The following is an 18,637-nucleotide window of genomic DNA, read 5'->3' on the forward strand; positions in this document are numbered from 1 at the left end:
ACGTTCCACACGCTTTCGGCGCGGCCGCTCAGCGCCGACCGGATGCCGCCCCGTCGGAGTCCGCCCGGTGCGAGGTGCGCAGCGTCCCGACCGTCTTCAGCAGCCGGTCGGCCGGATCCCGCAGCCGCGGATGGGCCAGGACCGTGTTCCGCAGACCGCGCACGGGCCTGCGCCACAGCCGGTAGCCCGCCGCCACCGGATGGGGCCGGGCCGCGAACCCCTCCCCCACGCGCAGCTCGCGGGTCTTGAGCCAGTCCTTGTACTCCTTGTCGCCCCGCCCCAGGTCCACCAGGGTCACCCCGTTCCGGCCCGCCGCCTCGGCCGTCCGGAGGTGCATCATCAACCCGGGCGAGTAGTACCGGAGTTCGGGGTCGTACGCGGTGAACCAGGCCGCGAGCACCGCGCTCGAACGCGGTCCGAAGTGCGCGGCGACCGGCCGGTCCCCGGCGTACAGAACGGAGAGCACGCCCGTGAAGTGCTCCTCGCGGACATGGAACAGATGGTCCACCACGTCGACGATCCACGGCCTCGCGAACCGGTCCATGCGTCCCGTCCTGCGGTACTGGGCGGACTTCCACCGCATCAGCGTGCGCAGCATCCGCGGGTCGCGTTCGTCGAAGACGAACCGCACCTCGCCCACGTCGCGCCCGAGGCGGCGTTCCTTCTTCAACGTCGTCTTGGCCAGCCCCGGGTACGAGCCGCGCAGCCACTCCGGGTAGCCGCCGTCGCCGGGCTTCACGTCGATCACCGGCGAGGCGAACAGCCCGGTGACATGTTCCGCGAACGGTCTCTGCTCCTCGACGAGGTGGTCGAACTCGAATATGGACAGCCGGCAGGCCCGCAGCAACTCCTGGGCGTCCCAGGTGACTCCGGGGCGGTGCACAAGGGCCTGGCAGTCGGAGAGGCCGAGGCCGATCGCCCGGCCGACGCCCAAGGCGTCGCGTTCGTACGGGAAGAAGCCGACGGGCTCACCCTCCTCGCGCAGGATCGCCACTCTCGCCCCGGCGCGATGTCTGCCGATGCCGATCGCGAACTCCGGTGCCAGAAACGGGTTGGCGTATTCCGGTGACTCGTCCATCGCCCGGTGCCAGGCCCGGCGCAGCGGCTCCGTCAGCTCACCCGGTCTGTGGATCGTGATGTCCACCTCAGATCAACCGCCCTTCCGCGGAGGCCGCGTGCGACGTGCCGGTGGCGGCACAGGCCGGTCGGGCATGTGGAACATGGCTCATGGATCGCATGGGCGATCGCTCCCCCCTATGACGCGATGTCCGCGTCCTGCCACTTCTTTGTATATCTGCTGATCCACGCGGTGTACGCGCTCGTTGCGCGGCCGACGCCCGGGATTCCGGATTGCGGAGCAAGGCTCAAACGTCGCGAAACAGTACGCACGCTGTCAAGGGTGCCTCCCGCATCGGGAGATTGCAGGGCGAATGACCGGGACCGTGAGGCCGCCCGGCACGGGCGCAGGAGCGCGCGTCAGGCCGTGGAGCGTGTCGAGAGCGCCCGGCTGAAGGGTGTGGTGGGGCGCTCCAGTCGTTCGCCGTCCACCACGACGTCCACGGCTTCGTCGTAGAAGGCCAGGAGCCCCTTGACCGCGGCCACCGCCGCAAGGGGCTCCGGGTAGCTCCAGACGACATTGGGCGGGACGTCGCCCTCGCCGCGCCAGGACCAGTACTCGGCGGTGCCCTTGTAGGGGCAGGCGCTGGCGTGGTCGGTGGGGACGAACAGGCCGAGGCGGACATCCTCGCGCGGGATGTAGTAGCGGGTCGGCAGGCCCGTCTCGAAGAGCAGCACCGGGCGGTGGGTGTCGGCCACGACCGTGCCGCCGATCTCGACCACGACGTGGCGGCTGCTCGGCAGGGCGTCCACCCGTTTGTGCGGGTCGCGCGGGTGCACGAAGATCTCTTCCTCCTCCTCGTACCAGTGGTCGAGACCGCGGCCGGTGCGCCGGAACCATTCGAAGGCGATGTGGCCGGCCAGGTCGTCCGCGGGGAAGGTCCAGGCCGCGTTCTCCAGCAGCTCGCCGTCGGCTTCGAGGTCGTAGAAGATCCGCGATCCCGTGTGGGCGCCGGTCGGCGGGTTCTTCGCCGGGCGCAGCAGGTCCTCGCGGACCTCCTCACGCGGGAACGCGTACATCGGTACGGGCACGCCGGGCTCCCAGACGAGGACGGGGTGCCTGCTGTCCACCACGGTGATGTCGCCCTTGCGACCGCGCACCCAGCGGCCGCTGGGCTCCCAGAGGAGGCCTTCGGAAGTGGCGCCTGCGGATACCGTGGTGCGGAGTGTGGTCATGTCCCCTTCTCCCTTCCGGTGGTTCAGTAACGCCCGCGACCGCGGTCGGCGTTCCCACCCAGGGGACACCCATTGGAATCCCTATGCCAGACATTGGATTCCTCATTGGAAAGCTATGGCAGGCGGACATACCTTCGAGGACGTTCGCCACACTGACGATCCAGATGATCCAGATGATCCACAGGGAGAAACAGCATGTCGAAGATCCTTTTCGTGATGACCGGCGTCGACCACTGGACGCTCGCCGACGGCACCCGGCACCCCTCGGGCTTCTGGGCCGAGGAGGCCGTCGCCCCGTACCGGGCGTTCAAGGCCGCCGGCCATGAGGTCGTCGTCGCCACGCCCGGTGGCGTGGTCCCCACCGTGGACAAGGGCAGCCTGGCTCCGGAGGTCAACGGCGGCCGGCAGGGCGCCGACGAGATCGCCGAAGGGCTCTCCGCGATGACGGAGCTGGAGCACCCGATCACGCTGGAGGACGTCGACCTCGCCGAGTACGCGGCCGTCTTCTACCCCGGCGGCCACGGCCCGATGGAGGACCTCGCCGTCGACGCCGCCTCGGGCCGGCTGCTCATCGACGCCCTCGACTCGGGCAGGCCGCTCGCCGTCGTCTGCCACGGACCGGCCGCGCTCCTGGCCGCCGTCCACGAGGACGGCTCCAACGCCTTCGCGGGATACGAGGTGGCCGCGTTCACCAACGCCGAGGAGACGCAGGCCGGCCTGGCCGACAAGGCGAAGTGGCTCCTGGAGACCCGGCTGGTCGAGGCCGGCGTGAACGTCCGGGCGGGCGAGCCCTGGGCGCCGAACGTGGTCGTCGACCGCAACCTCGTCACCGGCCAGAACCCGTCCTCGTCCGCCCCGCTCGCGGCCGAGGTCCTCAAGAAGCTGGCCTGAGCCCCAGCGTACGGCCCGGCCTTTTGTCACTGCCGTGTCACAGGTGATCCACAGCGGAAACCCAGCAACCTGAGGACATGTCTCCATCGACGAGTGCCGGCGAAGGGCCGGCCCGTGCAATCCGATATCGGGGGGCGACATGCAGTACGAAAAGGGTTTCCGCAGAACGGCGATGGCCATGGCCGCCGTGTCAGCCGCGCTGGTGGTGACCGCGTGCCAGCCGGGCGGTGACGAACCGGCCGCCGAGTCGCCGTCGCAGACGCCGAGCACGGCGTCCGCCACGACGACGCCAGGCCATCCGAGCGTGAAGCCTTCCGGCCCGGGCACGCCGAAGGCCTCCGCCACGAGCGCCTCCACCGCGGACACCGGATCCGGGTCGTCGGGCAAGGCTGCGAAGACCTGCGCACCGACCGCCCTGAAGGCGACCGCCCGGCAGGCGGCCGTTCGCCCCGACGGCACGGGGATCGGGGCGGCGGTGGTCGAGTTCACCAACGTCTCCGCGCAGCCTTGTGTCCTCCAGGGGCATCCGACGGTGGCCGGGGCGGGCAACGGTGCCCCGCAGCACAACAGCCCGCTGGCGGTGACCCCCACGGGCACGGCCTCGCCGGTGACCGTGACGCCGGGCGCCAAGGCATGGGTGAAGCTGACGTTCGTGCAGGTACAGGGCGAGGCCGACGGCTACTGCGAGTCCGGTGCGAAGCCGGTCGTGTATCCGACGATGGTGATCGGCCTGCCGGGCTCCGGGGCCCAGCAAGTCGCCCTGGACGACGGCCAGTTCGCCGAGTGCGACAACAAGGTCACCGTCAACGCGGTGTCGGCGGCGAAGCCGTCCTGAGCCCGGACCGTCAGGCGCCGCGCCCGGCGAAGGCGCCGTCGGCGGCGAAGGCCAGCGCGGCGAAGCGTTCGCCGATACGGCGATGGGTGGCGGCGTCCGGGTGGAGTTCGTCGGGCAGCGGCAGCTCGGCCGAGTCGGCCGGGCCGTACAGGTCACGGCCGTCGAGGTAATGGAGATTCGGGTCCTCGGCCGCCCGCTTCTCCACGATCCGGGCCAGCTCGTCCCGGATGACGCCGAGCGTCAGCTTCCCGCTCGCGCGCTCCGCCGGATCACCGGCGGCCAGGAACCGCAGCTGTCCGGCGGCCAGACGGCTGAAGTCCGGGACGCTGGGGCGGGGGGTGTCCTCGTGGATGGGGCACAGGATCGGCGAGACGACGAGCAGGGGTGCGACGGGGTGCCCCTCCCGGACCGTGTCCAGGAAGCCGTGGACGGCCGGAGTGAAGGCCCGCAGGCGCATCAGATCGGTGTTGACCAGGTTGATGCCGATCTTGATGCTGATCAGACCGGCAGGGGTGTCCCGCATCGCACGGGCGGTGAAGGGGTCGAGCAGAGCGCTGCCGCCCATGCCCAGGTTGATCAGTTCCACGCCGCCGAGGCGGGCGGCGAGTGCGGGCCACGTGGTGGTGGGGCTCTCGGCGTCCGAGCCGTGGCTGATCGAACTGCCGTGGTGCAGCCACACTGTGCGGCCGCGGTCGGGCACGGGCTCCACGGGGGCGTCGGTGCGCAGGGCGACGAGTTCGGTGGCCTCGTTGTGCGGCAGCCATATCTCGACGTCCTTCACACCGTCGCACAAACCGGTGAAGCGGAGGGTGCCGCTCGGGCCGGGCCGGTGTTCGGCGGTCCCGGTGGTCAGGTCGATGGTCAGGGTGTTGCCACCGGTCACGACGGCCCGGCCGGCCGGGCTGCCGTCGACGATCAGGTCGTAGACGCCGTCCGGTCGGGGCGGGGCGCCCACGTAGACCCGCTTGGTGGGCAGGGTGTCGAGTTCGACGGCGGTGGCGCGGGTACGGAAGACCAGCCGTACGCCGGAGGGCTGGGCCTCCGCCATGGCGAGCTGTCCGTCGGTGTTCTGGGCACGGGCGCAGGCGGGCAGCCGGTGCGGCAGCAGCCCGTGCGCGGTGCGCTCCGCGTCGAGGGCGCCACGCAGCAGGTTCGCGGTGATGGGCGTGGTGATCCAGCCGCCCCGGGTGGTGTGCATTGCCCCGCCTGTTCCTGTGGACGTGTACGGACTTACGGGTGGTTCGGGTCAGGGCGCGGGCCAGTTCCGCAGCAGGGCGTCGAGGGCGTCCACGATCCGCGTCCAGGTTTCCTGCGAGTCGGGGGCGCTGTGGCTGAACCCTCCCCCCATTTCCAGGCTGACGTAGCCGTGGAAGACGCTGCCCAGCAACCGGACCGCGTGGGTCTGGTCCGGCTCCGTCAGGTCGTAGCCGCGCAGGATCGCCCGTGTCATCTGTGCGTGTCTCACGCCGGCGCTCGCGGCCGCCGTCTCCGGGTCGAGCCTGAGCTGGGCCGCGGCATAACGGCCGGGATGCTCCCGGGCGTAGTCGCGGTACACGTTCGCGAACGCGGCCAGGGCGTCCTTGCCCGCCCGGCCGGCCAGCGCGTCGGCGGCCCGGTCGGCGAGTTCCTCCAGGGCGAGCAGGGCGATCCTGGTCCTGAGGTCCTGGGAGTTCTTCACATGCGAGTAGAGGCTCGCGACCTTGACGTCGAACCGCCTGGCGAGCGCCGACACGGTCACCTGGTCGAAGCCGACCTCGTCGGCCAGTTCCGCTCCCGCCCTTGCCAGGCGTTCCGGGGTCAGTCCTGCGCGCGCCATAACCTTCCTCCCATTGAGCCGAGAGGATTATGCATTTGCCTAAAGGCCTTAGGCAAATTCCGGTACACCTCTCGCCCGCCCGGGGCGCCGAACGCCCCGGGCGTCGAGGAACAGGGGCTAACCGAGGCGGGAGACCTGGTAGTGGCCGATGCGCCAGCCCTCCTCCGTGCGCTTGAGCAGCACGCCGAGGTTGACGTTGACGGCGGGTCGGTCGGTGAACGAAAAGTCGACCTCCAGATAGCCGAGCACGAGGTCGTCGGCGAGGCGCCTGGTCTCGAGGATGCGGTACTCGGCCGTCAGTCCGATGGGCTGGGAGTCGTAGTAGGCGGCGACTCCCGGCCGCCCCACGGTGTACGGGCGCAGCCCCTGGAAGATCGCGTCTTCGGTGAACCGGGCGGCGACCAGCTCCGGTTCGTGGCCGTCGACGCCTGCTTTCCACTGGTCGAGGACACCGCGCAGAATCGCTTCGCTGTCCGTGGTGCCGTTCATCGGGGTTCTCCTCCTGGTCGTGTCGTCGGGCCGTGACGGTGGCTTTCCGGCCTCCGTCACGAACGGGGTCCCGCGGATCAGTGGCCGGCGCTCATGCCTCCGTCGACGTGGAGGATCTCGCCGGTGACGAAGGGGGCGTTCTCCAGGTAGACGACCGCGTCGACGACGTCACCGGGCTCACCCATCCGGCCGACCGGGTGCAGGCCCGCGAGGGCCTCGTGGGCCTCCTCGGGATGCATGGGCGTCTTGATCGTGCCGGGCGAGACGGCGTTGACGCGGATGCCGCGCATGGCGTACTCGATCGCGAGGGACTTGGTCGCGGACTGCAGACCGCCCTTGGTCAACGAGGCCAGGACGGAGGGAACTCGGGAGTCGGCGTTGTCGACCAGACTGGTGGTGATGTTGACGATGTGGCCGCCGCCCTGGGCGAGCATGCGCGGCAGGGCCTGCTGGGTGATGCGGAAGAAGCCGGCGAGGTTGATTCCGGTCACGGCCGCGTAGTCGTCCTCGGTGTAGTCGGTGAACGGCTTGGCGACGAAGATCCCCGCATTGTTGACCAGCGTGTCGATACGGCCGAACCGCTCGACGGCCGCCGCCACGACGCGCTCGGCGGTGGCGGGGTCGGCGATGTCGCCCTGGACGGTCACGATGCCGGCGTCGTCGGCGGGAGCGATGGTGCGCGAGGTGGCGACCACCGCGTGGCCGAGCTTGCGGTAGGCGTCGACGAGGCCGGCGCCGATGCCCTGGGACGCGCCGGTGATGACGGCGACCTTCTGGCCTTGAGTACTCATGGTGTTCTCCTCGCGGAACAAACGGAAGAAGGGGCGATTCCCGACCGAGCTAACCGACCGGTCGACTATTTGACCGTAGGTCGCCGCCCGGGAGAGGTCAAAGCCCGGGACGCCCCGGCTCGGGACCGGTTTCCTCCCAGCTGGTAGGCGCGGCCTCCCAGCGCAGGTCAGCGGGGTGAACGGTAGGGATCGCCGGCCGGCAGCCAGGCGCCGGGACCATGGATCCCGAAGTCGCCGCCGGCGCACAGGGCGTCGATGACGGCGAGGACCGCGGCGCGGACCTCACCTCGGCGCCACACCAGGGACCAGGTCCAGTGGATCTCCGGCTCGGTGACCGGGCGGCGGACGAGGTCCGGTGGGAGCGGAGCGGTCTGGCCCTTGGGCGAGTTGACGACAGGTCGGCCGCTGCGGCGGACGTGGTCGAAGAAGGCCGGGCCGGTGATGCCCCCGTCGGAGATGTGGACCGCGTGGGCCCCGGTGTCCCGGGCCAGCTCTTCGGCGTAGACGTTCCAGGACGACCAGGAGGTGGTGTCGGCGTCGAGGAGGACGTCGGTGTCCCGGGCGGGCACGTCAGCGGTGTCGTCGCCGGTGGCGACGGCGTGCAGCCGGTCGGCGCCGACGAGCCGGGCGCACAGGCCGTGCCGCTCCAGATCTTCCGTGCGCACCCAGCACACCGCCAGGTCCAGGCTGCCGTCGGCCACCCGGGCGGCCTGGGTGTGCGAGGGCGCGATCCACGCGTCGACATGGACCTGCGCCAGCGCTGCGGTACGGGCGGTCAGATCGGGCGGCAGCCAGTTGACGTAGCCGAGCCGCACCGACTCCGTCCCGGACAGCCGATCCGCGCGGTGCCGGAGGTCGTCGGCCCGCTCCAGCAGGGAACGGGTGTACGGGAGCAGGGCGGAACCGGCCGCGGTGAGGGACACCGAACGGCGATCGCGATCGAACAGACGCACACCGAGGTCGCGTTCGAGTGCCTTGATCTGCTGGGACAGGGAAGGTCCCGCGATGAGGAGGCGCTCCGCGGCCCGGCCGAAGTTCAGCTCCTCGGCGACGGCGACGAAGTACCGCAGCTGGCGCAGTTCCACGCCGGTCATGCTACGTCGGTGCGAGTCTGCACCTGACAGCAGCGAAGACGCCGGTCATGGCGCGGTCCCTCCGGCAGGCGGACCATGGGGGGAGCGAATCCAGCGAGCGGAGCAGGACCATGCGAGAGTTCCTGGTGGAGATCACCACCGCCATCCCGGAGGGCACCGGTCAGGACGAGGTCGACCGTAGGCGCGCCGCCGAAGCCGTCCGCGCCCGGGAACTGGCCGCCACCGGCCATCTGGCGCGGCTGTGGCGCCCGGTCGGCGAGCTGCGCAGCATCGGCATCTGGCGAGCCGCCGACGAGGAGGAACTCCACGAGAAGGTGCTCGGCACGCTCCCGCTGCGCCCGTGGATGACCCCCACCGTGACGGCGCTCGAATCGCACCCCAACGACCCGGGCCGGACCGACGCCACGCAGTGACGGCACGCCTCCTCGCGGCCGCGGCGGCCGCTGCCATGCTGCGCGTCGGCTCCCCGCACCACATGGTGGTGGTGCGACACGCCGCGCCGGTACGACAGCCGAACCTCTGACATGGAGTCCGACATGACCACATCGCGGGACCTCATGACCGTCGCCTTGGACGTCACCGCCGGCCGTACGGTCGAGCAGGGGGACCTCTCGCTGGCCCTCGCGGGAGCCGAGCTGATCGACCTCATCGACGGCCACGCCCTCACCCTCGACGACGACAGCATCGTGCCCGGCCCGGAGCAGGCGACGGATGATCGTCTGCTGGACGAGGCGGTGTCGTCGCTGAGGCGGCAGGCGCCGTACGAGTCCGTGCAGGACTGGCTGTGGCGTCGCGGCCGTGGCCTGTCCGCGGCCTATCTCGCCGCCCTGGAGGCGGAAGGCGAGCTCACCGGGCAACGACGCGGCTGGCTTCCGCTGCGCACCGATCCGACGGCACGGCCCGATACACCGGCCCACCGCCGCGCGACCGATCGCTGGACCTCGGGCGAGCCCGTCCTGGCCCAGCTCGGGGCCGCCGTGGGGATCCGGGACGAGCCGACCGGGGAAGACCTCGCGGACCTCACCGACGACTCGATCGCGACCGTACTCGACGCCGTCCACGACGCGGTGACGGAACTGGCGGCCGTACGGCACCGGCGCGAGATCGAAGAGGCGGCCTTCGACAACATCTGGCGGGCACCCTGATCCGTGCCGACGGTCAGGCGTCGGGCGTCAGACGCCGGCGACGGGCTCGGTCGTCGGCCGCGCTCCGAGCAGGGCGAGGCAGTTCGCCCACAGCGGGCCGAGTCGCCCCGTGTTGTTGTAGAGCTTGGCGAACAGCACCTGCCCCTCCAGCTGGGCGACCACGGACTGCGCGGCCGCCCGCGTGTCGGCCACGGTGACCTCACCCCGCCCGAGGGCCTCGACGATCACCGACTCGACCATCTCGACCTGTGCGTCGAAGATCTCCTGCAACCGCGTGCGGATGGCCTCGGTGTGGTTGCTCATCTCCAGCGTGAGGTTCCCGAAGAGGCAGCCCGACACGGTCCCGCAGCTCTGCTGCCCCGCGTGCTGCACGGCCTGCGTCTCCTCGAACAGCAGGCGCAGCCGCTGCAGTGGCTCCGCCTCGCCGGTCAGAATGCGCGTCCAGTCACGCTTCTGGGCGGCCCAGTGCTCGTCGACGACGGTCAGGGCCAGGGCTTCCTTGGACTCGAAGAAGTAGTAGAAGCTCCCCTTCGGCACGCCGGCCGTCTTGCAGATCTCGGCCACCCCCAGGGCGGAGTAGCCGCGCAGCTCGATGAGCGACTGCGCGGCGGTGAGGATCTTGTCCCTGGCGTCGCTGGTCCGTCCCATACGTCGAGTGTACGACCGGTCGACTATCTGCTGGGGTGCTGGGGCGACCCCATGCGTGGCCATCACCGCGCTGCACGGGGCCCACGGAGCACGCGTCAGAAGGACTCCTCGGTGAGCGCGGTCGCCGGAAGCAGCGTGGGGCGCTTGGCCCCGCGTCCGTCGCCGGACGAGCGGCCGCGGATCCGGCGGACCAGCCACGGTCCCAGGAAAGAGCCGGCCCAGCGCAGTTCGGCGCCCGCTGCCCGCAGCCCCGAAGGCGCGTGGCTGCCGGGAAGCGGCCGGGTCCAGCTGTCGTCGCTGCCCGGAAGTTCGAGTGCGTGGGCGACCGCGGCGGCGATGCGCGCGTGACCGAGCGGACTGGCATGCAGCCGGTCGGGGCTCCACAACCGGGGATCGGTCACCACCGGATGGCCGGACGTCTCGGCCACGACCACGCCGTGGCGCCGGGCGGCCTCCCGGATGCGGTCGTTGAGCGCGAACACCCGCGGGGCGATCGGGCGGGCCAGCGGGGTGATGCGGGAGACGTCGGGGAAGGTGAGCGTCGCGACCCGGGTGCCCTGTCCGGCCAGCGCGGCGAACATCTCCTCCAGGTGGCCGCCCACCTCGTCGGCGTCGAAGCGGGGGCGCAGCAGGTCGTTCACGCCAGCGACCACGGTGGCCAGGTCCGGCCGCATCGCGAGCGCCGGGGCGAGCTGTTCGGCCCGCACCTGTCCGGCCAGGCGGCCGCGCACGGCAAGGTTGGCGTACCGCAGGTCCGGGCTGTCGCTCGCGATCCGCTCGGCCAGCCGGTCGGCCCACCCGCGCAGACCGCCGCCGTCGTCCCCGTCACCGACGCCCTCGGTCTGGCTGTCCCCCAGGGCGACGTACCGCAGATACCCACCGACCGACACCGGGCTACCGCCTTCCCCCGCAATAGACGCATAGGCAACTAGGTGCGTTGTTGACTATAACGTGGACCATAACAACGAGAACAGCGAGCGCGCCCCGGGGGCCGGACCGCTCCTGCGGGTCCGGCCCCCGGGGCGCGGGGGTCAGCCGATCTCGACGAGGAGGTCGCCGCCCTCCACCTGCTGGATCCGGTTGATGGCCAGCCGGGACACCCTGCCGGCCTTCGGGGCGGTGATCGTGGCCTCCATCTTCATGGCCTCGATGGTGGCGACCGTGGCACCCGCCCGCACCTCGTCGCCCTCGGCGACCGCGAGAGTCACCACACCGGCGAACGGAGCCGCGACATGGCCCGGGTTGGAGCGGTCGGCCTTCTCGGTGACCGGCACATCGGAGGCCGCCGCGTTGTCGCGCACCTGGATCGGCCGGAGCTGGCCGTTGAGGGTGGACATCACGGTGCGCATACCGCGTTCGTCGGCCTCGCCGACGGCCTGAAGCTCGATCAGGAGCCGTACGCCCGGCTCCAGGTCGACGGCGTACTCCTTGGCGGGGCGCAGTCCGTAGAAGAAGTCCTTGCTGTCCAGGACGCTGGTGTCGCCGTACGCCTGGCGGTGGGTGTCGAAGTCGCGCGTCGGACCGGGGAACAGCAGCCTGTTGAGTGTCGTGCGCCGGGACTTCTCCAGGCCCTCACGATCCTCGGTCGTCAGCTCCTGCACGGGCTTGGCCTCGGCGCGCCCCTGGAGCGCCTTGGTGCGGAACGGCTCCGGCCAGCCGCCGGGCGGGGTGCCCAGCTCGCCGCGCAGGAAGCCGATCACGGAGTCGGGGATGTCGTACTTGTCGGGTGTCGCCTCGAAGTCCTCCGGCTTCACGCCCGCACCGACCAGGTGCAGGGCGAGGTCGCCGACCACCTTCGAGGACGGCGTGACCTTGACCAGGTGGCCCAGGATCCGGTCCGCGGCGGCGTACATCGCCTCGATGTCCTCGAAGCGGTCGCCGAGGCCCAGGGCGACCGCCTGGGTACGCAGGTTGGACAGCTGGCCGCCGGGGATCTCGTGGTGGTAGACGCGCCCGGTCGGGGAGGCGAGGCCCGCCTCGAACGGCGCGTAGATGCGGCGGACGCTCTCCCAGTACGGCTCCAGGTCGCCGACGGCCTGGAGGTCGAGGCCGGTGGGGCGCTCGGAGTGGTCGGTCGCGGCGACGAGTGCCGACAGCGACGGCTGCGAGGTGGTTCCGGCCATCGAGGCCACCGCTCCGTCCACCGCGTCCGCGCCCGCCTGGATCGCGGCGAGGTAGGTGGCGAGCTGGCCGCCCGCGGTGTCGTGGGTGTGCAGGTGCACCGGGAGGTCGAACTCGCGGCGCAGTGCCGACACCAGCTTGGCCGCGGCCGGGGCGCGCAGCAGGCCGGCCATGTCCTTGACGGCCAGGACGTGGGCGCCCGCCTCCACGATCTGCTCGGCCAGGCGGAGGTAGTAGTCGAGGGTGTACAGGCGCTCGTTCGGGTCGGACAGGTCGGAGGTGTAGCAGAGGGCGACCTCGGCGATCGCCGTGCCGGTCTCCCGTACGGCGTCGATGGCGGGCCGCATCTGGCCGACGTCGTTGAGGGCGTCGAAGATCCGGAAGATGTCGATGCCGGTCGCGGCGGCCTCCTGCACAAAGGCGTCGGTCACCTCGGTGGGGTAGGGCGTGTAGCCGACGGTGTTGCGGCCGCGCAGCAGCATCTGCAGACAGATGTTGGGGACCGCCTCGCGCAGCGCCGCCAGCCGCTCCCAGGGGTCCTCGGCGAGGAAGCGCAGGGCGACGTCGTAGGTGGCGCCGCCCCAGCACTCCAGGGACAGCAGCTCGGGCAGGGTCCGTGCGACGACCGGGGCGACGGCGAGCAGGTCCTTGGTCCGCACCCGGGTGGCGAGCAGCGACTGGTGGGCGTCGCGGAAGGTGGTGTCGGTGACGCCGATGGTCGGCGACTCGCGCAGCCAGCGGGCGAAGCCCTCCGGGCCGAGGTCGACGAGCCTCTGCCGGGAGCCCGCGGGCGGCTCGCCCGCCGCCAGTACGGGCAGCTTGGTGAGCGGGTCCAGCAACTCGGGGCGCTCGCCGTGCGGCTTGTTCACCGTGACGTCGGCGAGGTAGGTGAGCAGCTTGGTGCCGCGGTCGGCGGAGGAGCGCGCGGTGAGCAGGTGCGGCCGCTGTTCGATGAACGACGTGGTGACCCGCCCGGCCTGGAAGTCCGGGTCGTCGAGGACGGCTTGCAGGAACGGGATGTTCGTGGCGACACCGCGGATGCGGAACTCGGCGACGGCTCGCCGGGCCCGGCCGATCGCGGCCTTCAAGTCCCGGCCGCGGCAGGTGAGTTTCACGAGCATGGAGTCGAAGTGCGCGCTGATCTCCGTACCCGCGTGCGTGGTGCCGCCGTCGAGGCGGATGCCCGAGCCGCCCGGCGAGCGGTACGCGCTGATGCGGCCGGTGTCCGGGCGGAAGCCGTTGGCCGGGTCCTCGGTGGTGATACGGCACTGCAGCGCGGCTCCGCGCAGGGTCACGGTCTCCTGCGACAGCCCGAGGTCGGCCAGCGTCTCACCGGACGCGATGCGCAACTGGGCCTGCACCAGGTCGACATCGGTGACCTCTTCGGTCACCGTGTGCTCGACCTGGATGCGCGGGTTCATCTCGATGAAGACGTGGTTGCCGTCCCGGTCGAGCAGGAACTCCACGGTGCCCGCGTTGCGGTAGCCGATCTCGCGGGCGAAGCGCACCGCGTCGGCGCAGATCCGGTCGCGCAGCTCCGGGTCGAGGTTGGGCGCGGGCGCGAGCTCGATCACCTTCTGGTGGCGGCGCTGCAGCGAGCAGTCCCGCTCGAACAGGTGGATGACGTTGCCGTCCCCGTCGGCGAGGATCTGCACCTCGATGTGGCGCGGATCCACGACCGCCTTCTCCAGGAAGACGGTCGGGTCGCCGAACGCGGACGCGGCCTCGCGCGACGCCGCCTCGATGGACTCACGCAGCAGGGCGGGGTCCTCGACCCGGCGCATACCGCGACCGCCGCCGCCGGCGACCGCCTTGACGAACACCGGGAAGCCGATGTCCTCGGCGGCGCGGACCAGTTCGTCGATGTCGTTGGAGGGCGCGGAGGAGCCGAGCACCGGGACGCCGGCCGCGCGGGCCGCGGCCACCGCGCGGGCCTTGTTCCCGGTGAGCTCCAGGGTGTGCGCGTTCGGCCCGACGAAGGTGATGCCCGCCTCCTCGCAGGCGCGGGCCAGTTCGGGGTTCTCGGAGAGGAAGCCGTAGCCCGGGTAGACCGCGTCCGCTCCCGCCCGGCGTGCCGCGCCGACGATCTCCTCGACGGAGAGGTACGCCCGCACGGGGTGCCCCGGTTCGCCGATCTCGTAGGCCTCGTCGGCCTTCAGCCGGTGCAGCGAGTTGCGGTCCTCGTAGGGAAAGACGGCTACCGTCCGCGCGCCCAGCTCATAGCCTGCGCGGAACGCGCGAATCGCGATCTCGCCACGGTTGGCGACCAGCACCTTGCGGAACATTCTCGACCCCTTCAGCCTGCCGGCGACGAACTCCATGGTGTCGGCCATCCCCCTGCCGTGCCATGCGGCAACGTTAGGGGCGGGCTGGCGTGTCGCTGAAGGCGGGAAACATCACATTGACATCGACATCGAACGGCCCAGCCCAAATCAACGGCCCGGCCGTCAGCGTACGTCGCCGTGCCAGTCGTAGCGGCGGACATCGCTCGGCCGGGGCGCGTACAGGGCGCGGCCGCCGGGTCCGTAGCGGCCTATCTCCGTCACCAGCGCCACCTGCTCCGGCGGCGACGGGGCGGGCCGGTCGGTGATGTCCAGCAGCAGCCCGTCCAGCGGGCCCCCGACCAGCTGCGCATAGGTGTGGCCCGGTTGGGGACCCGCGTCGTCGTGATCGGCCCCGTACACCCTGCCGCGCATGAACTCCTGCTCATCCATGGTGTGCAGACTCGCAGGCGCCACTGACAACGGGCTTCGGGTGGGCGGTCCGCAAGCTCAGAACCGGCACTTCAGCGGTGGGTCGAAGACCGGTGGGGGCGCCGCGAGGGCCGTCCTGATGGACTCCTCCAGTACCGAGTACGCGGAGCCGTCGGTGCGGCGCAGGCGCAGGGGCGCGGTCAGGCCCGCCTCGGTGTTGCTGATGAAGCGGGGCGGGCCGGTGTGCTTGAAGCCGCGGGTGTGGAACAGGAACGGGTGGGCCAGGACGACGTCTCCGGCCCGGCCGGTGAGCTCGGTGACATTGCCGAGGGGCTCGGAGAGCACGTGGTCGAAGAGTTCTTTGTGGGTGAGCCCCTCGGGATGCCTGGCGAGGACGTGGGCCGTACGGCGGTGGCTGCCCTCGGCCACCAGGGTGCCGCCCGCTCCGGGAGCGATGTCGCAGAACAGGCCGACGAGGAGCAGGCCCTGGTGGGGCGCGTCGAGGGTGTGGCGGAACCAGTTTCCGTCGATGTGCCAGCCGTACGCGGGGACCGCCCCCGGCGGCCGGTCCGCGCCGTGGGTGAAGTTCACCGGCCAGAACCCCCAGTGCCGGTCCCCGCGCCAGCGGTCCCGGCCCACCAGTTCCTCGACCGCTTGTGCGAGCACGTCGGGGAAGCAGGCGCGTACTTCGGGGATGTGGAGCCGTTCCTCGATGTCGTACGCGCCGGGCCAGGTACTCGGGTCGGCGCGGTCGATGCCGGCCTTCAGCCGCATGCGCGCCCACACGGCCTCGCGGACCGCCGCCGCGCGCCGCTCGTCGAACGCGCCCCGGAGCACGCAGTGGCCGCGCTCGGTGAAGTCCTCCAGGTCGGTGCGGGTCAGGACCGTCATCGCGTCACCAGTAGAGCAGCCAGCGGCCGTCGCACCACACGCCGTGGCCCTGCAGTGTCAGGCGTTCGTCGCCCGGGTGCACCGCGCTGCTGGGGGCGACCTGGTGCAGGACGTGCCCGGAGTGGAGGTAGAGGTGTCCGGGTGTGTAGGGGACGTATTTCCTGGGGTGGAAGCGCTGCAGGTCCGCCGCGCTCTCCACCCAGCCGCGCGCGAGGGCGCGGCGGAACTCCTGGTAGGTCGCCTCCCAGAGGTTGAGTCCGCCGCCGGCCACGGGCACCCGCAGCGGCAGGGTGAACGACAGCAGCCGGTCGGTGTCGGTGCCCTGCGGCCAGTCGAACGCCTGGTACTGCAGGTCGAAGTGGACGGGCGCCTGCGGCCTGGTGAAGATGGCGGCCTCCAGCCATATGTGGAAGCCGGGCAGCGCCAGGTGGTCGGCGTAGTGGACCGGGGCGTCCAGGTGGTCCTGCAGCGCGTCGCCCACCAGGTCGTACAGGTCCTGGAAGTGCTTCCACAGCAGCGGCCGGGAACCCACGCCGTGGCGCTCGTAGTTGTCGGTCTCCGGACGCTCCGCCATGTCGAGGTAGCTCGGCGTGCCGAGGGTGAGGAACGCGGGCGGATCTCCGCCACGTGCGATCCAGTGCTCCCGCAGGGAGTACACGCGCTCCCGCAGGTCGCCGGTGCGTTCGGCGGTGAGCAGGGGAAGGTCCGTGATCACGCGGGCCCTCCCGTCAGCAGGCGGAGCAGCGACGCGGTGATGGCGCCGCCCGCCCGGCGGTCGTACCAGTCGTATCCGGGCATCGGGTTGGCCTCCAGGCACCAGTACGAGCCGTGCGCGTCCCGTTTCAGGTCCCAGCCCGCGAAGGCCAGACCGAGGTCGTGTGTGCAGGCGACGATGCGGGCGGCCAGGCCGGCGGGCAGGTCGTGGGGGCGGAACTCCACATCCCGCGGGTGCGCGGTGCGGTAGTCGACCGCCGAGGACAGCGCCTCCTCGGCGTGGACGTCCGCTCCGCAGACATGGACGCGCACGTCGCTGCCCGCCACGTAGCGTTGCAGGTGAACCGGGCCCTGCGGGGGCACGAAGTCGTCGAACTCGGCGCCGGTGACGAGCCTGCTGTCCGCCCGCACGCCCGACAGGGCCTTGACGATCGTCGGTCCGGCGTCGGCGAACGCGCGCAGGCGTCCCGGGTCCGAGCCGGACAGGCTCTCCGGTACCTCGAAGCCGTGCCGGGCGAGGGTGACTTCGTGCAGCGGCTTGGACCCGTTGTCGCCCGGCGCGCCGGGGCGGTTCACCACCGTGCCGGGGACCCGGTCGAGCCATGCGGTGAAGGACGTCAGCAGACTCTGCCAGCGCACCGTGCGGGTGGCGTCGTCCTCGAAGACCGAGAGGTCCGCGAGCCGGCAGAAGTAGCCGTCCGACGGCGAGAGGTCGTGGCGCCGGTCGCCGGCCAGGACCCAGCTGTCGCCGTCGTCGGGCAGCGCGAAGCGCCAGGCGCCCTCCTCGACCAGGTCGCCGAGGTCGATGAGGGTGACCGGTTCCGACCGTTCGACGACTGCCTCGCCGATGAAGTGGGCGAGCGTTCCGTCGGTGGCGAGCCCGACCGCGTAGATCATGGGAACAGCACCTCCATGAGGCGAGGTCCGAGGCCGAGCCAGACCATCCGCAACTGCTCCAGGGCGGGGAACGGTTCCACGTGCACCAGGCGTGCCTCGGCCGCGCCGTCCGTCACCCTCCAGACGAGGGCCGCCAGGCACAGGTCGAGTGCGGCCGCCGCGGCGACGCTGCGGGATTCCAGGGCGAGATGGCCGAGGTCGACGGTGGTGCAGCACCAGGCTCGGTCGCCGAGCACGACGACCGTCTCCGTCGCGGGGTCGGCGTCCGACCACCGTGCCCGGTAGGGACCCGTCCCCGGCGGCCGCCGCGGCCAGGGGCGGGCACGGAGCGTGCCGAGGTCCTCCACCCAGAAGGTGTCCCCTTCGGGGCTGCCCGGCCGGGGGTAGTCGAAGGAGAACACCTCGCTGCCGCCGTCCTCCCCGGCCCGCCGTTCGGTCACCGCCGCGGAGCGCGAGGTGCGGCCGGCCACCAGGGTGGCCGACGGGCGGTTGATGACGGGGGCGGGGGTGAGTGCCGCGACGGCCCACAGGTGCGCGAGGCACTCACCCAGCTGGAACTCGGCGTCGAAACTGATCCGCCGTGTGGGCGGTGGCGGCAGCAGGAGGACGAGGGGAACGACGGGTTCGACCGTCGCCGCGCCCGCGCGAGTGGTGACGGTGAACAGCTGCGCCGCGTCGAAGACGTCGAGGACCGCCACGGAGCGGCCCTGTTCGGCCACGTACTCCGCCATCTCGCCCGCCACGGCGTCCTGCGGGTCGGCGACCACGATGAGGTCGGCCGGGGTGAGGGGTTCAGATGACAAGGCCACGCTCCCGCAGGAACCGGCCGGCCCGGGAGGCGCGCAGTACGGCCAGGATGTCGTCGGCATCCACGGCGGCCTCGGCCGACATGTGTTCCGTGGGCCCTGCGTCGTCGACGGGCCGTTCGTCGAACGGCACACCGCCCCGCTCGGGAGGCGTCCAAGCGCCGTCCCGGCTGTCCTTGAAGTCCTTGCCGTCCTTGAAGTCCTTGTGGTCCTTGCCCTCTTTGCCGTCCTTGACGTCCTTGCTGTCCTTGTAGTCCTTGAAGTCCTTGTAGTCCTTCGACTCCTTGGAGTCCTTGCCGTCCTTGGAGTCCTTGCTGTCCTTGAAGTCCTTGAAGTTCTTGGCCCGCACCTCCGGCTCGTCGGGGTTGTCCGGCGCGGGAACCACGGGCTCGGGCACACCCGCGGCGACGTCCGGGGCCGGCGGCCGCCACAACCGGGCGAGCAGGTCCCGGCGGTGGGCCGCCCTCAGGAAGGGCATCACCCTGGCCTCGTCGATCGTCCATGTCATCGGAGG

20 protein-coding genes are annotated in these 18,637 nt (G+C 71.4%); 4 read left to right on the top strand and 16 right to left on the bottom strand.

The window, feature by feature from the left end; translation table 11 throughout:
* Window positions 1-28: 28 nt before the first annotated feature.
* Complete coding sequence (locus ACIPSA_RS38420) at window positions 29-1,144, bottom strand: GNAT family N-acetyltransferase (protein ID WP_402643489.1); 1,116 nt, start codon at window positions 1,142-1,144, stop codon at window positions 29-31.
* Window positions 1,145-1,476: 332 nt separating this feature from the next.
* Window positions 1,477-2,292 carry a DUF427 domain-containing protein gene (locus ACIPSA_RS38425; protein ID WP_402643492.1) on the bottom strand — a complete coding sequence of 272 codons (816 nt, stop codon included), beginning with the start codon at window positions 2,290-2,292 and terminating at the stop codon, window positions 1,477-1,479.
* A 195-nt stretch (window positions 2,293-2,487) separates the two neighbouring features.
* Here ACIPSA_RS38425 and ACIPSA_RS38430 point away from each other — a divergent pair, with 195 nt between their 5' ends.
* Both ACIPSA_RS38430 and ACIPSA_RS38435 read left to right on the top strand, forming a co-directional pair.
* Window positions 2,488-3,183, top strand: a complete 696-nt coding sequence (locus tag ACIPSA_RS38430) for a type 1 glutamine amidotransferase domain-containing protein (RefSeq protein ID WP_402643496.1) — start codon at window positions 2,488-2,490, stop codon at window positions 3,181-3,183.
* Window positions 3,184-3,322: 139 nt separating this feature from the next.
* Entirely contained in the window at window positions 3,323-4,018 is a 696-nt protein-coding gene (locus tag ACIPSA_RS38435; protein WP_402643499.1) for a DUF4232 domain-containing protein, read from the top strand.
* Window positions 4,019-4,028: 10 nt separating this feature from the next.
* On the opposite strand, the gene ACIPSA_RS38440 is transcribed toward ACIPSA_RS38435, so the two are convergent.
* From ACIPSA_RS38440 to ACIPSA_RS38460, 5 genes are all read right to left on the bottom strand, one after another.
* The gene (locus tag ACIPSA_RS38440; protein WP_402643501.1) at window positions 4,029-5,216 is read right to left on the bottom strand and encodes a GDSL-type esterase/lipase family protein; all 1,188 of its coding nucleotides are present in this window, start codon (window positions 5,214-5,216) and stop codon (window positions 4,029-4,031) included.
* 48 nt (window positions 5,217-5,264) lie between these two features.
* Window positions 5,265-5,834, bottom strand: coding sequence for a TetR/AcrR family transcriptional regulator (locus tag ACIPSA_RS38445; RefSeq protein ID WP_402643504.1), 570 nt, complete (start codon window positions 5,832-5,834; stop codon window positions 5,265-5,267).
* Window positions 5,835-5,951: 117 nt separating this feature from the next.
* Window positions 5,952-6,323, bottom strand: a complete 372-nt coding sequence (locus tag ACIPSA_RS38450) for a hypothetical protein (protein ID WP_402643505.1) — start codon at window positions 6,321-6,323, stop codon at window positions 5,952-5,954.
* A gap of 77 nt (window positions 6,324-6,400) precedes the next feature.
* Window positions 6,401-7,114 (bottom strand): SDR family NAD(P)-dependent oxidoreductase, encoded by a 714-nt coding sequence (locus ACIPSA_RS38455; RefSeq protein WP_402643507.1) that lies wholly within the window; start codon window positions 7,112-7,114, stop codon window positions 6,401-6,403.
* A gap of 167 nt (window positions 7,115-7,281) precedes the next feature.
* The gene (locus ACIPSA_RS38460) at window positions 7,282-8,208 is read right to left on the bottom strand and encodes a LysR family transcriptional regulator (RefSeq protein WP_402643509.1); all 927 of its coding nucleotides are present in this window, start codon (window positions 8,206-8,208) and stop codon (window positions 7,282-7,284) included.
* 110 nt (window positions 8,209-8,318) lie between these two features.
* Here ACIPSA_RS38460 and ACIPSA_RS38465 point away from each other — a divergent pair, with 110 nt between their 5' ends.
* Together ACIPSA_RS38465 and ACIPSA_RS38470 are read left to right on the top strand one after the other, a co-directional pair.
* Entirely contained in the window at window positions 8,319-8,621 is a 303-nt protein-coding gene (locus tag ACIPSA_RS38465) for a muconolactone Delta-isomerase family protein (protein WP_402643512.1), read from the top strand.
* 123 nt (window positions 8,622-8,744) lie between these two features.
* On the top strand, window positions 8,745-9,353 hold the full coding sequence (locus tag ACIPSA_RS38470) for a GPP34 family phosphoprotein (RefSeq protein WP_402643514.1): 609 nt from the start codon (window positions 8,745-8,747) through the stop codon (window positions 9,351-9,353).
* Between the two features lie 27 nt (window positions 9,354-9,380).
* Here the strand turns inward: ACIPSA_RS38470 and ACIPSA_RS38475 are convergent, their stop codons facing one another.
* The 9 genes from ACIPSA_RS38475 to ACIPSA_RS38515 form a co-directional block, all read right to left on the bottom strand.
* Window positions 9,381-10,001, bottom strand: a complete 621-nt coding sequence (locus ACIPSA_RS38475) for a TetR/AcrR family transcriptional regulator (protein WP_402643517.1) — start codon at window positions 9,999-10,001, stop codon at window positions 9,381-9,383.
* A gap of 95 nt (window positions 10,002-10,096) precedes the next feature.
* Window positions 10,097-10,891, bottom strand: a complete 795-nt coding sequence (locus ACIPSA_RS38480) for an SGNH/GDSL hydrolase family protein (protein ID WP_402643520.1) — start codon at window positions 10,889-10,891, stop codon at window positions 10,097-10,099.
* Window positions 10,892-11,032: 141 nt separating this feature from the next.
* Window positions 11,033-14,407, bottom strand: a complete 3,375-nt coding sequence (locus ACIPSA_RS38485) for a pyruvate carboxylase (protein WP_402643835.1) — start codon at window positions 14,405-14,407, stop codon at window positions 11,033-11,035.
* A 162-nt stretch (window positions 14,408-14,569) separates the two neighbouring features.
* On the bottom strand, window positions 14,570-14,836 hold the full coding sequence (locus ACIPSA_RS38490) for a hypothetical protein (protein WP_402643521.1): 267 nt from the start codon (window positions 14,834-14,836) through the stop codon (window positions 14,570-14,572).
* A 57-nt stretch (window positions 14,837-14,893) separates the two neighbouring features.
* Window positions 14,894-15,706, bottom strand: coding sequence for a phytanoyl-CoA dioxygenase family protein (locus ACIPSA_RS38495; RefSeq protein ID WP_402643524.1), 813 nt, complete (start codon window positions 15,704-15,706; stop codon window positions 14,894-14,896).
* A gap of 4 nt (window positions 15,707-15,710) precedes the next feature.
* The gene (locus ACIPSA_RS38500; RefSeq protein WP_402643526.1) at window positions 15,711-16,421 is read right to left on the bottom strand and encodes a hypothetical protein; all 711 of its coding nucleotides are present in this window, start codon (window positions 16,419-16,421) and stop codon (window positions 15,711-15,713) included.
* The gene (locus ACIPSA_RS38505; RefSeq protein WP_402643529.1) at window positions 16,418-17,317 is read right to left on the bottom strand and encodes a RimK family alpha-L-glutamate ligase; all 900 of its coding nucleotides are present in this window, start codon (window positions 17,315-17,317) and stop codon (window positions 16,418-16,420) included. Before ACIPSA_RS38505 ends, ACIPSA_RS38500 begins: the two co-directional genes overlap by 4 nt.
* Window positions 17,314-18,120, bottom strand: a complete 807-nt coding sequence (locus ACIPSA_RS38510; RefSeq protein WP_402643531.1) for a hypothetical protein — start codon at window positions 18,118-18,120, stop codon at window positions 17,314-17,316. Before ACIPSA_RS38510 ends, ACIPSA_RS38505 begins: the two co-directional genes overlap by 4 nt.
* Window positions 18,110-18,631 (bottom strand): hypothetical protein, encoded by a 522-nt coding sequence (locus ACIPSA_RS38515; RefSeq protein ID WP_402643533.1) that lies wholly within the window; start codon window positions 18,629-18,631, stop codon window positions 18,110-18,112. Before ACIPSA_RS38515 ends, ACIPSA_RS38510 begins: the two co-directional genes overlap by 11 nt.
* Window positions 18,632-18,637: the final 6 nt, after the last annotated feature.

The organism is Streptomyces sp. NPDC086549, from assembly GCF_044746205.1.
In the GTDB taxonomy this organism is placed as follows: domain Bacteria; phylum Actinomycetota; class Actinomycetes; order Streptomycetales; family Streptomycetaceae; genus Streptomyces.

Bases quoted from the DNA above. Each gene is read 5' to 3' on its own strand.
- ACIPSA_RS38485 (WP_402643835.1), bottom strand. From the start codon at position 14,407: ATGTTCCGCAAGGTGCTGGTCGCCAACCGTGGCGAGATCGCGATTCGC.
- ACIPSA_RS38435 (WP_402643499.1), top strand. From the start codon at position 3,323: ATGCAGTACGAAAAGGGTTTCCGCAGAACGGCGATGGCCATGGCCGCC.
- ACIPSA_RS38460 (WP_402643509.1), bottom strand. From the start codon at position 8,208: ATGACCGGCGTGGAACTGCGCCAGCTGCGGTACTTCGTCGCCGTCGCC.
- ACIPSA_RS38425 (WP_402643492.1), bottom strand. From the start codon at position 2,292: ATGACCACACTCCGCACCACGGTATCCGCAGGCGCCACTTCCGAAGGC.
- ACIPSA_RS38445 (WP_402643504.1), bottom strand. From the start codon at position 5,834: ATGGCGCGCGCAGGACTGACCCCGGAACGCCTGGCAAGGGCGGGAGCG.
- ACIPSA_RS38465 (WP_402643512.1), top strand. From the start codon at position 8,319: ATGCGAGAGTTCCTGGTGGAGATCACCACCGCCATCCCGGAGGGCACC.
- ACIPSA_RS38450 (WP_402643505.1), bottom strand. From the start codon at position 6,323: ATGAACGGCACCACGGACAGCGAAGCGATTCTGCGCGGTGTCCTCGAC.
- ACIPSA_RS38505 (WP_402643529.1), bottom strand. From the start codon at position 17,317: ATGATCTACGCGGTCGGGCTCGCCACCGACGGAACGCTCGCCCACTTC.
- ACIPSA_RS38430 (WP_402643496.1), top strand. From the start codon at position 2,488: ATGTCGAAGATCCTTTTCGTGATGACCGGCGTCGACCACTGGACGCTC.
- ACIPSA_RS38440 (WP_402643501.1), bottom strand. From the start codon at position 5,216: ATGCACACCACCCGGGGCGGCTGGATCACCACGCCCATCACCGCGAAC.
- ACIPSA_RS38455 (WP_402643507.1), bottom strand. From the start codon at position 7,114: ATGAGTACTCAAGGCCAGAAGGTCGCCGTCATCACCGGCGCGTCCCAG.
- ACIPSA_RS38470 (WP_402643514.1), top strand. From the start codon at position 8,745: ATGACCACATCGCGGGACCTCATGACCGTCGCCTTGGACGTCACCGCC.
- ACIPSA_RS38475 (WP_402643517.1), bottom strand. From the start codon at position 10,001: ATGGGACGGACCAGCGACGCCAGGGACAAGATCCTCACCGCCGCGCAG.
- ACIPSA_RS38495 (WP_402643524.1), bottom strand. From the start codon at position 15,706: ATGACGGTCCTGACCCGCACCGACCTGGAGGACTTCACCGAGCGCGGC.
- ACIPSA_RS38490 (WP_402643521.1), bottom strand. From the start codon at position 14,836: ATGGATGAGCAGGAGTTCATGCGCGGCAGGGTGTACGGGGCCGATCAC.
- ACIPSA_RS38515 (WP_402643533.1), bottom strand. From the start codon at position 18,631: ATGACATGGACGATCGACGAGGCCAGGGTGATGCCCTTCCTGAGGGCG.